We start from the raw sequence: 12,963 nt of genomic DNA, 5'->3' as shown, positions 1-12,963 counted from the left end.
AAGGGCGTGCGTGACGTGCGCGGTCATGGTGAAGGAGAGGTCATGCTCATTACAAGAGGGCCTAATGCGCCGTATTCTGCCGCGTCTGGGTGGCCCTTCCCGGCCGGGCGGGCCAGCCTGAAGGCATGAACGATCCAGCGCCGGGAGCGACGGCGAACGTTCCGGCCGGACCCGGTGTCGCACTCGCGTCCGCCCGGGGCCGGTGGATCGTGTTCGCCACCGTGCTCGGGTCGAGCATGGCCCTGCTCGACTCGACCGTCGTCAACGTCGCCCTCCCCACCATCGGGGTGGACCTCGGCGCCGACATGGCCGTGCTCCAGTGGACGGCCAACGCCTACCTGGTCACCCTGGCCGGATTGATCCTGGTCGGCGGGGCGCTCGGCGACCGGTACGGGCGGCGCCGGATCTTCGTCCTCGGGGTGGTGTGGTTCGCGGCCGCCTCACTGCTGTGCGGGATCGCGCCGAACGCGGGGGTCCTGATCGCCGCGCGGGCCCTCCAGGGCGTCGGCGGCGCACTGCTGACGCCGGGGTCGCTCGCGCTGATCCAGGGCTCGATCGCGGCCGGGGACCGGGCCCGGGCCGTCGGGCTGTGGTCGGGGTTCGGCGGTGTGGGCGCGGCCGTGGGGCCGTTCCTCGGCGGCTGGCTGGTGGACGGGCCCGGCTGGCGCTGGGTGTTCCTGCTGAACGTGCCCGTGGCAGCGGTCTGCGCGCCCGTCGCCCTGCGGCACGTCCCGGAATCGCGCGACCCGCAGGCGCACGGACGGTTCGACGTGCTCGGCGCCTTCCTGGGAGCCGCGGCCCTCGCCCTGCTGACGTACGCCCTGATCGAGGCCCGGTCCGGGGCTCCGCTGGTGATCGCCTCGGCGGTCGGGAGCGTGCTGCTGGCCGTCGCGTTCGTGTACGCCGAGCGGCACCGGCCCGATCCGATGGTGCCGCCCGACATCTTCGCCTCCCGGCAGTTCACCGCCGTCAACCTGGTCACCCTGTTCGTGTACGCGGCCTTCGGCGGGTTCTTCTTCCTCGTCGTGCTCCAGCTCCAAGTGGTCTCCGGCTACTCGGCACTGGCCGCCGGCGCCGCACTGCTGCCGACTACCGCTCTGATGCTGCTGCTGTCGGCCCGGTCAGGGGCACTCGGGGAACGGATCGGGCCGCGGATCCCGCTCACGGTGGGACCGCTGCTGTGCGCGACCGGCATGGTGCTGATGCTGCGGGTGGGTCCGGACGCCTCGTACGTACGGGACGTGCTGCCGGCGCTGGTCGTGATGGGCATGGGCATGGTGGCCCTGGTGGCGCCGCTGACCGCCACCGTGCTGTCCTCGGTGGACCCCGGCCGTGCGGGCCTGGCCAGCGGCATCAACAACGCGGCCGCGCGGGCGGCCGGCCTGCTGGCGGTGGCGGCACTGCCCCTGCTGGCCGGTATGGGGCCGGAGGCGTACCGCTCGGCGCCCGAGTTCGACGCCGCTTTCGGACGGGCCATGCTGTGGTGCGCGGGGCTCCTGGTGGTGGGCGCCGCCGTGGCCTGGGCGACCGTCCGCACCCCCGTGCCGGGGGCGGGGTGCCACCCGCAGTGCCACACGTACTGCGCGACGACTTCTCCGCCGCTCGAACCCAAGAGGACGGCGGAGCCGTGACCGCCGCACCACGTGCTGGAACGCCACGGCCGATCTGACGGCCGGCACGGTCGTCGCCGCCGTCGGGATCGTGTGCGTGGCACGCGTACGGCGGGCCCGCGATCTGCCCGTCGCCGCACCTCCGCTGCTGCTCCGGGTCCACCAGTTGGTGGAGGCCGCCGTGTGGCGCGCGGGCGTCGGCTGCGGTCCGGCCACCACGGCCTGGGTGGTGATCGCCCTGCCGGTGTTGCCGGTGTGGGTGCCGCTCGGGGTCGTGCTCGCGGCCGCCGCGGCGGACCGGCGCCGGCTCCGGGCGCCGGCGGCCGTCGGCCTCGCCACCGCCGCGGTGCTCTCGTACTGCCCCGCGACGCGGCCGGCCGTCGCCGGGATCCGGGGGCGCTTCCTCGGCTACGGCGTGAATGTTCCGTGGATGCCGCTCGTCCTCGCGGGCTACCTCTTCGCCACGCTCGGCGCCCGCCTGCTGTCCGGCGACCGACGGCTGCGCGTGCTCGCCCTGGTGCTCGGTGCCGGGGCATTGCCCTGCTCAGCGCTGTGGCGACTGGAATTCGCCGCCACCTGGTGCGCCTTCGCGGCGGTCGCGTCCCTGCTGGTGCTGGGGTGGGTCCGGCGCCCGGGACCCGGCACCCCTGTGACGTGACAGGCCGAAAGTTACCTTGACGTATGTAGTGACTTCCCATGCGCCCGGCAGTAGAACTCGTTCCCATTCTGCCGAGAGTGAGGAACGTCACATGGGTGACAACACCCTGCACGGAAACGAATCCAAGGGAATCTCGCGTCGTGGATTCATCGCTAGAACGAGTTCCATCATTGGGGCTGCGACCCTCGTCGGTCAGATCACCCCGGCCCACGCGCAGGCCGTGGCATCAGTGGCGGCCGGCGCCGGCCCCATCGACAACGGCGCGCACGTTCCGGCGCTGGTGATCGGCACCGGCTACGGAGGGTCCGTCGCCGCCCTGCGACTGGCCCAGGCCGGAGTCGACGTCCACATGATCGAGATGGGCATGGCCTGGGACACCCCGGGCCCGGACGGCAAGATCTTCTGCAACACGACCAGCCCCGACCAGCGCTCCTACTGGCTGCGGACCAAGACCAAGCAGCCCCTGAGCAACTTCCTCGGCTTCCCGATCGACAGGGACATCCCCCGCTACACCGGGATCCTGGACGCCGAGGAGATGGGTGGCATCATCGTCTACCAGGGCCGCGGCGTCGGCGGCGGTTCGCTGGTCAACGGCGGTATGGCGGTCACGCCCAGGCGCGCAAACTTCGGCGCCATCCTCCCGTCGGTGGACGCCGAGGAGATGTACTCCACCTACTACCCGCGGGCCAACGCCGGGCTGGGGGTAGGCCTGGTCGACCCGGCCTGGTTCGACACGGTCGACTGCTACCAGTTCGCCCGCGTCGGCCGCAAGCACGCCCAGCGCTCCGGCTTCCCCTTCGTCTTCGTCCCCGACGTGTACGACTGGGACTACATGAAGCAGGAGGCCGCCGGGACCGCCACCAAGTCCGCGGTCGCCGGAGAGATCCTCTACGGCAACAACTACGGCAAGAAGTCGCTGCAGAAGACCTACCTCGCCCAGGCCAGGGCCACCGGCAGGGTCACCATCTCCCCCCTGCACAAGGTCACGTCGGTCTCCCCCGCGGCCGGCGGCGGCTACACCGTCGTCATCGACCAGATCAACACCACGGGCGACACCACGGCCACCAAGACCGTGGTCGCCGACAAGGTGTTCTTCGCGGCAGGCAGCATCGGCACCAGCAAACTGCTCGTCAAGCTCAAGGCCACCGGCAAACTGCCCGCCCTGAACGGCGAGGTCGGCAAGGGCTGGGGCGACAACGGCAACGTCATGTGCGGCCGGGCCAACCACCTGTGGGACCCGACCGGCAAGGTCCAGGCGTCCATCCCCTGCGGCGGCATCGACAACTGGGACGCGGGAGGGGCGTTCGCCGAGGTGGCGCCGCTGCCGACCGGGATCGAGACGTACGCCTCCTTCTACCTGTCGATCACCAAGAACCCGAACCGCGCCGAGTTCACGTACGACGCGGCGTCGGGTGCGGTCGCGCTGAACTGGCAGACGGCATGGAAGCAGCCGTCCATCGACATGGCCAAGAGCATCTTCGACAAGATCAACTCCAAGGAGGGCACGATCTACCGGACCGACCTGTTCGGCACCAACAAGATCTGGGGCGACCACCTCACCTACCACCCGCTGGGCGGCGCGGTACTCAACAAGGCCACCGACAACTACGGCCGCCTGCACGGCTACACCGGCCTGTACGTGATCGACGGCGCGCTGATCCCCGGCAACACCAGCGTCAACCCGTTCGTCACCATCACGGCGCTCGCCGAACGCAACATCGAGAAGATCATCGCCACCGACCTCTAGGCGATCCCCACGCAGACCCGGGGCCGTCGGACACACCGGCCGGCCCCGGAACCGTTGCCGTCCCCCGCCTCGTCAGTGGCCCGGAAGCACGCACACGCTGTCGAGGCCGAGCACGTGGTTGAGCCGGCCGAACGCCAGCCAGGACCCGATGCTCATCGTCAGCTCCACGATCTCCAGCTGGCTGTAGTGCGCGGTCATCCGCTCCCAGAACTCCTCGTCGAGGTTGTGGTGGTCGAGCGTGTAGCGCTCCGCGTACTCCGCGGCCAGCCGGGTCCGTTCGTCAAAACGGTCCGTGGTGCGCCACTCGGTGACGGCGTCGGAGAACTCCTCCTCGACCTTCTCCCCGTCGCGCTCGGTCCGCCAGTCGAGGCAGAACACGCACCCGTTGATCTGCGCGACGCGCAGCCGGGCGGCCTCGAACTCGCGCAACCCCAGGGTGGTGTGGGCGTACACCGACAGGGAGAAGTTCGCGGCGGCCATCCCGATCCCGGGGACCATGTCGCCCCACACGTACTCGATCGGGTGCTGGCCTTCGGGTATGTCGATCCTCATGGCTTCTTCCTTCCGAGCTTGCCGACGGCGGGACGCAGGGGGATGTCGAGGGCGTCGTAGAGGCCCGGTTCGGCCTCCACCAGCCAGTCGATGGCGCCGACCAGGCGGCCGACGGCGGTGGCGTTGCCGCCCGCCGAGCGGTTGTCGCCCTCGTCGGTGGCCTCGATGGTGACCTCGATGTGCGGGCGGCCCTCGATGATCACCCGGTGGGCGCCGTCGCCGCCGTCGGGGGGCGACGGCCAGTCGGGGGCGCAGGAGGCGTGGATGCGGGTGACGTGCTCGATGACGATGCGGGGTTCGCCGTCGACGATGCCCTGCACCTCGAAGCGGATGGCGCCCTGGGTTCCGGCCGCGAACTCGCCCATCGTCCGGGTGGTCACGGTGGCGTCGAGGGCGCGGCGGTCCACGGTCTCGCGGATCTCGTCGAGTTGGACGCCCAGCGCCCGGGCCATCATCCGGATCTGCCCGCCCCACACCATGGTCGGGACGGACGGCATGAGCATCATCGGCTCGAACTCCATGGGCTGGCCCATGCCGACGAGGTAGCGGACGGAATCCGGCTGGTCGTAGGTGGAGTAGTCGAATATCTCCTGGCAGCGGATGGCGTCGATGGTGGTACCGAGTCCGCTGAGCAGGAGCGGGAGCACGTCGTTGCCCCAGCCGGGGTCGACGCCGGAGGCGAACAGCGAGCCGCCACCCTCTGCGACGGCAGCCGCCACCGGGTCGCGGAACTCGGGCGGGGCGTTGCGGTGGTCGTAGAGCGGGTAGAGGGCGGGGCTGACGACGACCGCGCCGGCCCGGATGGCCCGGGTGATGTCGGCGAGCGCGTCGTCGGGGCGGGTGTCGCCGGAGGCCGCGTAGACGACGGCCTGCGGCCCGGCGGCGAGGACCGCCTCGATGTCGTCGGTGGCGACGACCCCGGTGTCGTGGTCGAGCTCACCGAGCCGGCCCGCGTCGCGGCCGATCTTGTCGGGATGGTGGACGATGACGGCGGCCAGTTTCAGCGCCGGATGGGCCTCTACGGCACGGATGGCCAAACGGCCGACGTTGCCGGTACCCCAGACAACCGTGGAAATCATGCGCGGAGGGTAGCGACAGGACCTGCACGTTTCCAGAGCCGCGGGACCCGGCGTTCGTTACTGGTTCTGGCCGCCCAGAACGAAGAGGAGGTAGACGAAGAAGGCGAAGAGGTGGCCGACGAACAAGTAGGCGATCAGCCGGATCATCAGACCGCGCGGGAACTTGGACTGCAGCTTCACGGTGGGGCTCCTTGGGAGTGTCGTCAATGTAGCGTCGGCGGGCCCGCCAGTCAGACGGGGCTTTGACGACGCGACCTAGGGGTGTGCGGGCGCGCCGGCGCCGCCGCCGAGGCACAGTCCGGCGAGGCTGCTCTGCAGCAGGGTGTGGACGAACAAGAGGTCGGCTCCGCCGGAGGTGGCCGCGCCGATCCGGTGCGGGGTGAGGGAGTCGAAGTGCGCGCTGTCCCCCGGCTCCAGCAGGTACTCGGCCTCGGCCAGGTGCAGCCGCAGCCGCCCCTTGAGGACGTACAGCCATTCCTCGCCGGGGTGGACGCGGACCAGCTCGCCCTGGCTGCGGCCGTGGGGCACGTGCACGCGCAGCGCCTGCATGCCGCGGCCGGAGCCGCCAGCCTGCCAGTACGTCCACCCGTCGGCCTCGCGGGCACCCGGACCGCCCGCCCGTACGATGGGATCGGCGACGGCAGGGGTCTCGCCGAGCAGTTCCGAGACCGTCGTACCGTAGGTGCGGGCGAGTCCGAGCAGCAGGGGCAGCGAGGGCTGGCGCCGCCCGGTCTCCAGCCGGGACAGGTGCGCGGGCGAGAGCCGGGCCCGCGCGGCGGCGGCCTCCAGGGTGAGCCCGGCGCGACGCCGCAGCTCACGCAGCTGCGGTGCCACGGAGGGCAGTTCTTCGGCGCCGACGTCGGGGCCGACCGCTTCGTCGGGACCTTCGGTGCCGGGGGCAGGACCGGATGTCATGCCCCGATTGAGCCAGAATCCTGCCCGCCTGGCAATTTCCCTTGCCTCTGAGGCAAAGCCCGATCTCAGCCGGGACGGTGCTCGCCGAGCACCGTCTCCACCGTGTCAGCCTCGTCCGCGGTCTTGTCCGGGCGGTGCCGCAGCACCCGGGCGAAGCGCAGGGCGACGCCGGCCGGGTAGCGGGAGGAGCGCTGGAGGCCGTCGTACGCGATCTCCACGACCAGTTCGGGCCGTACGCGCACGGTGAAGCCGTCGTCCTCCACCGCCAGCTCCCCCAGCCGGTCGGTCTGCCAGCGCAGCATCTCGTCGGTGAGCCCCTTGAAGGTCTTGCCGAGCATCGCGTACGAGCCGTCGGAAGCCCGCGCTCCCAGGTGCAGGTTCGACAGCAGTCCGGTGCGCCGCCCGTGGCCCCGTTCCACGGCGAGCACGACCAGGTCGAGGGTGTGCACGGGTTTCACCTTGAGCCAGTGTTTGCCGCGCCGCCCGGCCGCGTAGGTGGAGTCGAGGGACTTGACCATCACTCCCTCGTGGCCGCGGCGCAGGGTCTCGGTCCAGAACTCCTCGGCGGCGTCCTCCTGCTCCCGCGGGTCCTCGACGACGAGCCGGCGGACCCGGGATTCCTCGGGCACGAGGGCGGCGAGCGCCGCGTACCGCTCGCGCACCGGGAGGTCGAGCAGCACCTCGTCCCCGGCGGCCAGGACGTCGAAGAAGTAGGGGACGACCGGCAGCGTCCGCATGGCCGTCTCGACGTCGATCCGCGATCCGACCCGGCTCGCGACCTCCTGGAAGGGGACGGGCCGGCCGTCGGGCGTCTGCCCGATCACCTCGCCGTCGAGGATGAACCGCTCCCCCTGCAGCGCCCGCGCCCGCTGCGCCACCTCCGGCAGCCTGTCGGTGATCTCGTCCAGGGAGCGCGTGTACACCCGTACGTCGTCCCCGTCACGGTGCACCTGCACCCGGATCCCGTCGAGCTTCTCCTCCACCGCGCAGGGCCCGAGCGCGGCCAGCGCCTCGGCCACCGACTTCGCCGTGTTCGCCAACATCGGCTGTACGGGCTGCCCGACGCGGAGGGCGACCTCGCGCAGGGCCGCCGCGCCGTCGGCCAGTACCGCCGCCGCCACCCGGGGCAGCGAGCCCGTGAGCATCGCGGCGCGGCGCAGCTCTGCCGCCGGCACCCCCGCGGCCGCGGCGACCCCTTCCAGAGCGATCGCGTCGAGGGCGCCCTGGCGGACCTCACCGGAGAGCAGGCTGCGCAGGAACCGCTGCTCGGGCCCGGTAGCCGCGCCGAGGAGGGCGTCGAGGACGCGGCGCCGTTCGGTCTGGGCGCCCGGGCCCGCCACCGCGGCGAGTTCCGCCACCGCCCGGTCGACGGCGGTGACGGTCAGCGTGGGCTCGGCGGCGGCTTCGACGTCCCGGCCCAGTGCCCGCCAGCCGATGCCGGGCCGACCCTGCGGGAGGCGCCCGGCGAGGTAGGAGATCACCAGGCCGGCCTCCTCGGGGGGCGCGGCGGCGAACAGCTCCGCGAGCAGGGCGGTCTTGCGCGAACGGGCGGAGGTCTCGGCGACCTCCCGGGACACGCGCGCGACCTCGGCGAGCAGCATGCGGCCATCCTCCCGCCGCTCGGCGTACGGCGCAGGTCGGGTCCGGGTACCGCAGGTGCGGTATGCCGGGCGGCCCGGGTACGCCTTGAGGAGGTGGGCGGCTCCGCCCGGGGGCGCTCGGGGTTCGATCACCCGGCGTCTAGGGTTTCGGTATGAAGCTCCGACTACCGAAGCCCCGGCTGCCCCGGCGCCGCCGAAGCCGCCTGCTCGCGGGCGCCGCCGCGTTCGCCGTCGTCGCGGGGGCCGGTACGTGGACCGCCGCCGCGTCCGGCGGGGCGCCCGCCGTGCACCGACTGGACCGCGTGGTGGAGATGCCCGGCGCCGCCGTCGACACCTCGTACTTCACGGCCGGCGGCACGGGGAAGCGGCCCGCCGTGCTCCTCGGGCACGGTTTCGGCGGCAGCAAGGACGATGTCCGCACGCAGGCCGAGCGGCTCGCACGGGAGGGGTACGCCGTCCTGACCTGGTCGGCGCGCGGATTCGGGCGATCCGGCGGGGAGATCGGGCTGAACGACCCCGAGCACGAGGTCAAGGACGTCTCGCGGCTCGTCGACTGGCTGGCGCAGCAGCCCGAGGTGCGGCTCGACGCGGACGGGGATCCGCGCGTCGGCGTCGCGGGCGCCTCGTACGGCGGGGCGATCTCGCTGCTGGCCGCCGGGTACGACCGGCGGATCGACGCGATCGCCCCGCAGATCACCTACTGGAACCTCGCGGACTCGCTCTTCCCCCAGGGCGTGTTCAAGAAGCTGTGGGCCGGACTGTTCTTCACCACCGGGTCGGCCGACGGGATGCAGCCGGGGCTCGTCCCGGGCGCGGCGGCGGCCCCCGCCACCGGCGCTTCCGCAGCCGGGACCTCGGGCTCCGGGACCTCCGGCTCCGGGGCTTCCGGTCCCGCGGGCGGTGCCGGCGCCTGCGGACGGTTCCAGCCGGAGTTGTGCGCGATGTACGAGCGGGTCGCTATGTCCGGGAAGCCCGACGCCGAGGCCCGGGCCCTGCTGGAACGGCGCAGCCCATCGGCGGTCGGGGACCGGATCAAGGTGCCGACCCTCATCGTGCAGGGCCAGGACGACTCCCTCTTCCCGCTGGACCAGGCCGACGCCATGGCGAAGGCGATCGCGGCGAACGGCGCGCCCGTCTCCGTGGACTGGGCGGCCGGCGGCCACGACGGAGGCATGCGCGAGTCCGGCCGGGTCGAGGCCCGGGTGGCCTCCTGGTTCGACCGCTACCTCAAGGACGACGAGGGCGCTGACACGGGCCCGGCGTTCCGGGTCTCGCGCTCCGGCGGGATCGACTCCACCGACGGCGCGGTCCGGCTGCGCGGCGCGAGCGGCGGGCACTACCCCGGTCTCACCGCCGGCCCCCGGGAGTTCGCCCTGAGCGGCCGGGAGCAGGGCTTCGCCAATCCGGCGGGCGGCGCTCCGCCCGCGCTGTCCTCCCTGCCGGGGATCGGCGGGCAGCTCGCCGCCCTCGGGGCCGGGTTGTCGCTGGACTTCCCCGGGCAGAACGCCCGGTTCGAGTCGGAGCCGCTGGCCCAGGGGGTACGGATCACCGGGACGCCGACCGTCACCCTGAACGTGAGGTCGACGGCCGAGGACGGTTCGGCCGTCCTGTTCGGCAAGCTGTACGACGTCGGGCCCGACGGACGCCAGGCGGTGCTGCCGAGCCAGTTGGTCGCCCCGGTGCGGGTGGAGAACGCGCAGCAGGGGACGAGGGTGGAGCTGCGGCTGCCCGCCGTCGACCACGCCGTGGAGGCCGGGCACCGGCTGCGGCTCGTCGTCGCCGCCACCGACCTCGGCTACGCGTCCCCGGCCGCGCCGGCCGCGTACACGGTCGGGGTGCAGGGCGCACTGGCCGTTCCGGTGGCCGACGGCGTGCGCACGGCGTCGGCCGGGCTGCCCGCGTGGACCTGGGGGCTGCCGCTCGGTGCGGCGCTGCTGGCCGCGGCGCTGCTGGGGGTCCGCAGGAGGGGCCGAGAGGGCGCGGGGGCGCGGGGGCAGGAGGCCCAACCAGACCCCGCGCTGGCCGACGTACCCCTGGAGATCACGGGTCTGACGAAGCGGTACGCGAAGGCACAGGATCGGTACGCGGTGCGGGACCTGTCGTTCCGGGTGGAGAAGGGGCAGGTCCTGGGCCTGCTCGGACCCAACGGCGCCGGCAAGACCACCACGCTGCGGATGTTGATGGGGCTGATCTCGCCGGACGCCGGAGAGGTCCGGGTGTTCGGGCACGCGGTCCGGGCCGGCGCGCCGGTCCTGTCGCGGGTCGGGGCGTTCGTCGAGGGGGCCGGCTTCCTGCCGCACCTGTCCGGGCGGGCCAATCTGGATCTGTACTGGCAGGCCACCGGGCGTCCGACCGAGGACGCGCACCTGGCGGAGGCGTTGGAGATCGCAGGGCTCGGCGACGCGTTGGAGCGCGCCGTGCGCACGTACTCGCAGGGCATGCGGCAGCGGCTGGCGATCGCGCAGGCCATGCTCGGGATGCCGGACCTGCTGATCCTCGACGAGCCGACCAACGGTCTGGACCCGCCGCAGATCCGCGAGATGCGGGACGTGATGATCCGGTACGCGGCGGGCGGGCGGACGGTCATCGTCTCCAGCCACCTGCTGTCGGAGGTCGAGCAGTCGTGCACCCACCTCGTGGTCATGGACCGCGGGCGGCTCGTCCAGGCGGGCGAGGTCGCGGAGATCACGGGCGGCGGGGACACGCTGCTGGTGACGCTGGCCGGACCGGTGGACGAAGGGACCGTGGCGAAGGTGGCCGCGCTGGAAGGAGTGGGGTCCGTGGCGGCCGCCGACGACGGGCTGCTGGTGCGGCTGGAGGGGGCGACGGCCGCCGGGCTGATCGCCGAACTGGTACGGCTGGAGGTGCCGGTGTCCGCAGTGGGGCCGCACCGCCGGCTGGAGGACGCGTTCCTCACCCTGATCGGAGGTGCGGCGTGAGCGCCGTGACGGAAGTGGCCGCCGGCTACCGGGCGAGCCGTACGCTGCCGCTGCGCGTGGAGGCGCTCCGGCAGTGGCGCCGGCGGCGGACGCTGGTGATGGGCGGGATCTTGGCCGCACTCCCGTTCGTCATGATCATCGCGTTCGCGGTGGGCGGCGGACAGGACGGCGGCCGGGGCGGCGGAAACGGCCGGATCACGCTCATCGACACGGCGACGGCTTCCGGTGCGAACTTCGCCGCCACCTGCCTGTTCGTATCGGCCGGTTTCCTGCTGGTGGTACCGGTGGCGCTGTTCTGCGGGGACACGGTGGCCTCGGAGGCGAGCTGGTCCTCGCTGCGCTACCTGCTGGCCGCGCCGGTGCCGAGGGCCCGGCTGCTGTGGAGCAAGCTGGTGGTGGCGCTGGGCTTCAGCCTGGCGGCGATGGTGCTGCTACCGGTGGTGGCGCTGGCGGCGGGCACGGCCGCGTACGGCTGGGGTCCGTTGAAGCTGCCGACGGGCGGCTCCCTGGCGGCCGGGGAGAGCGTGCCGCGGCTCGCGCTGGTGGTGGCGTTCGTCTTCGTGTCGCAGCTGGTCACGGCCGGGCTGGCGTTCTGGCTGTCGACGCGGACGGACGCGCCGCTGGGCGCGGTGGGCGGCGCGGTCGGCCTGACGATCGTCGGCAACGTGCTGGACGCGGTGACGGCGCTGGGCTCGTGGCGAGAGTTCCTGCCCGCGCACTGGCAGTTCGCGTGGGCGGACGCGCTGCAGCCGCAGCTCGAATGGGGCGGAATGATCAAGGGAGCGGCGGTGTCGGTGTCGTACGCACTGGTGCTGTTCGCGCTCGCCTTCCGCGGGTTCTCCCGCAAGGACATCGTGTCCTGACCGGCGCGCGGGTGGCGGGCCCGCGAAACGGGCCGCCCCGTCGGCCGTCTCGGGACTCGGCCCGGCGACCGGCCGTGCCCCGGCCCGCCCCCGGGCCACCTCCTGGGCAGTCGGCCGGGCCGCCCCCGGCAGGCTCTGCGCCGTCTGTGGCAAAGGGGTCCGCGCCCACGTGCGCCTGCCGTCCGCTCTCCCCGGCACGCAGAACAATCGCGGTCGTCACGACGTACGGACGCGGCTGCGCGGCGCGGAGGGCACCCACGATGCACACAGCAGGACTTCCGGCTCGCAGGGTCGTGCTGACCGGTGGCCTCGCGGCCGCCCTCGGCGCGCTCGCCGGATGCTCGTCCGCGAGCACGCCGAAGATGACGACCGCGGCCCCGCCGCCGCGCCCTGCCACCCCCCGGGCCGCGTTCACCCGCCTGATGGAGGGCAACGCCCGCTGGGTGAGCGGACACCTCGACCACCCCGACCGGGATCCCGAGCGGCGCGAGCTGGTCGCCGAGGCCCAGGACCCCTTCGGGGTGATCCTGTCGTGCATCGACTCCCGGGTGGCGCCCGAGCTGATCTTCGACACCGGGCTCGGCGACCTGTACGTACTGCGCACGGGCGGGCAGGCCGTCGGCCCGGTGGTGACCGGCTCCGTCGCGTACGGGCCGATGACGGGCGGCACTCCACTGATCGTCGTGCTCGGCCACCAGCGCTGCGGCGCCGTCGAAGCCGCGTACAAGTCGCTGAAGGCCGGCAAGCCGCTGCCCGGCAACCTGCGGGCGATCGCGAAGGCCATGGTGCCGGCGTACGAGCTGACGGCCAAGAACCCCGGCGCCGACCCCGTCGACACCATGACCCACCACCAGATCAAGGTGACCGCGGACGATCTGCGGGCCAACGCCGACCTGGGGCCCCTCGTGGAGAAGGGCGCCCTGGGCGTCGTCGGCGCCTACTACTCGCTGGACACCGGCAAGGTGGACGTCCTGACCGGCGCGCCCGTCTGAGCGCGCG

10 protein-coding genes and 1 pseudogene are annotated in these 12,963 nt (G+C 72.9%); 6 read left to right on the top strand and 5 right to left on the bottom strand.

Features of this window, described 5'->3' with window-relative positions; translation table 11 throughout:
- The first annotated feature begins 125 nt into the window (after positions 1-125).
- The 3 genes and pseudogenes from OHA65_RS34685 to OHA65_RS34675 all read left to right on the top strand — a co-directional run bounded on the left by OHA65_RS34685 (position 126) and on the right by OHA65_RS34675 (position 4,015).
- Positions 126-1,631 carry an MFS transporter gene (locus tag OHA65_RS34685; RefSeq protein ID WP_328764636.1) on the top strand — a complete coding sequence of 502 codons (1,506 nt, stop codon included), beginning with the start codon at positions 126-128 and terminating at the stop codon, positions 1,629-1,631.
- A gap of 25 nt (positions 1,632-1,656) precedes the next feature.
- Positions 1,657-2,268 (top strand): annotated as a pseudogene (locus OHA65_RS34680) (DUF6629 family protein); the annotation flags it as partial.
- A gap of 91 nt (positions 2,269-2,359) precedes the next feature.
- On the top strand, positions 2,360-4,015 hold the full coding sequence (locus OHA65_RS34675) for a GMC oxidoreductase (RefSeq protein ID WP_405758380.1): 1,656 nt from the start codon (positions 2,360-2,362) through the stop codon (positions 4,013-4,015).
- A gap of 72 nt (positions 4,016-4,087) precedes the next feature.
- On the opposite strand, the gene OHA65_RS34670 is transcribed toward OHA65_RS34675, so the two are convergent.
- From OHA65_RS34670 to OHA65_RS34650, 5 genes are all read right to left on the bottom strand, one after another.
- On the bottom strand, positions 4,088-4,567 hold the full coding sequence (locus OHA65_RS34670; protein ID WP_030296442.1) for a carboxymuconolactone decarboxylase family protein: 480 nt from the start codon (positions 4,565-4,567) through the stop codon (positions 4,088-4,090).
- The gene (locus tag OHA65_RS34665) at positions 4,564-5,646 is read right to left on the bottom strand and encodes a dihydrodipicolinate reductase (RefSeq protein ID WP_327280082.1); all 1,083 of its coding nucleotides are present in this window, start codon (positions 5,644-5,646) and stop codon (positions 4,564-4,566) included. The genes OHA65_RS34670 and OHA65_RS34665 overlap by 4 nt, the downstream gene beginning before the upstream one ends.
- Positions 5,647-5,703: 57 nt before the next feature.
- Complete coding sequence (locus tag OHA65_RS34660; protein WP_054221626.1) at positions 5,704-5,826, bottom strand: DUF6126 family protein; 123 nt, start codon at positions 5,824-5,826, stop codon at positions 5,704-5,706.
- Between the two features lie 75 nt (positions 5,827-5,901).
- Positions 5,902-6,561 (bottom strand): XRE family transcriptional regulator, encoded by a 660-nt coding sequence (locus OHA65_RS34655; protein WP_327280080.1) that lies wholly within the window; start codon positions 6,559-6,561, stop codon positions 5,902-5,904.
- A 65-nt stretch (positions 6,562-6,626) separates the two neighbouring features.
- The gene (locus OHA65_RS34650; protein ID WP_327280079.1) at positions 6,627-8,162 is read right to left on the bottom strand and encodes an ATP-dependent DNA ligase; all 1,536 of its coding nucleotides are present in this window, start codon (positions 8,160-8,162) and stop codon (positions 6,627-6,629) included.
- 152 nt (positions 8,163-8,314) lie between these two features.
- Between OHA65_RS34650 and OHA65_RS34645 the strand changes: the two genes are divergently transcribed.
- The 3 genes from OHA65_RS34645 to OHA65_RS34635 all read left to right on the top strand — a co-directional run bounded on the left by OHA65_RS34645 (position 8,315) and on the right by OHA65_RS34635 (position 12,956).
- A complete protein-coding gene (locus tag OHA65_RS34645) occupies positions 8,315-11,101 on the top strand; it encodes an alpha/beta fold hydrolase (protein WP_405763208.1) in 2,787 nt (928 codons plus the stop codon).
- Positions 11,098-11,964, top strand: a complete 867-nt coding sequence (locus OHA65_RS34640; protein WP_327280077.1) for an ABC transporter permease — start codon at positions 11,098-11,100, stop codon at positions 11,962-11,964. Before OHA65_RS34645 ends, OHA65_RS34640 begins: the two co-directional genes overlap by 4 nt.
- A 260-nt stretch (positions 11,965-12,224) precedes the next feature.
- Positions 12,225-12,956, top strand: coding sequence for a carbonic anhydrase (locus OHA65_RS34635; protein ID WP_327280076.1), 732 nt, complete (start codon positions 12,225-12,227; stop codon positions 12,954-12,956).
- The last annotated feature ends 7 nt before the right edge of the window (positions 12,957-12,963 follow it).

Source organism: Streptomyces sp. NBC_00045, from assembly GCF_045041095.1.
Taxonomy (GTDB): domain Bacteria; phylum Actinomycetota; class Actinomycetes; order Streptomycetales; family Streptomycetaceae; genus Streptomyces.
This window is presented reverse-complemented; position numbering and strand designations above follow the sequence as displayed.

Excerpts from the sequence above, each read along its gene's own strand:
- OHA65_RS34685 (WP_328764636.1), top strand. The coding sequence starts at position 126 with ATGAACGATCCAGCGCCGGGAGCGACGGCGAACGTTCCGGCCGGACCC.
- OHA65_RS34655 (WP_327280080.1), bottom strand. The coding sequence starts at position 6,561 with ATGACATCCGGTCCTGCCCCCGGCACCGAAGGTCCCGACGAAGCGGTC.
- OHA65_RS34635 (WP_327280076.1), top strand. The coding sequence starts at position 12,225 with ATGCACACAGCAGGACTTCCGGCTCGCAGGGTCGTGCTGACCGGTGGC.
- OHA65_RS34650 (WP_327280079.1), bottom strand. The coding sequence starts at position 8,162 with ATGCTGCTCGCCGAGGTCGCGCGCGTGTCCCGGGAGGTCGCCGAGACC.
- OHA65_RS34645 (WP_405763208.1), top strand. The coding sequence starts at position 8,315 with ATGAAGCTCCGACTACCGAAGCCCCGGCTGCCCCGGCGCCGCCGAAGC.
- OHA65_RS34665 (WP_327280082.1), bottom strand. The coding sequence starts at position 5,646 with ATGATTTCCACGGTTGTCTGGGGTACCGGCAACGTCGGCCGTTTGGCC.
- OHA65_RS34675 (WP_405758380.1), top strand. The coding sequence starts at position 2,360 with ATGGGTGACAACACCCTGCACGGAAACGAATCCAAGGGAATCTCGCGT.
- OHA65_RS34670 (WP_030296442.1), bottom strand. The coding sequence starts at position 4,567 with ATGAGGATCGACATACCCGAAGGCCAGCACCCGATCGAGTACGTGTGG.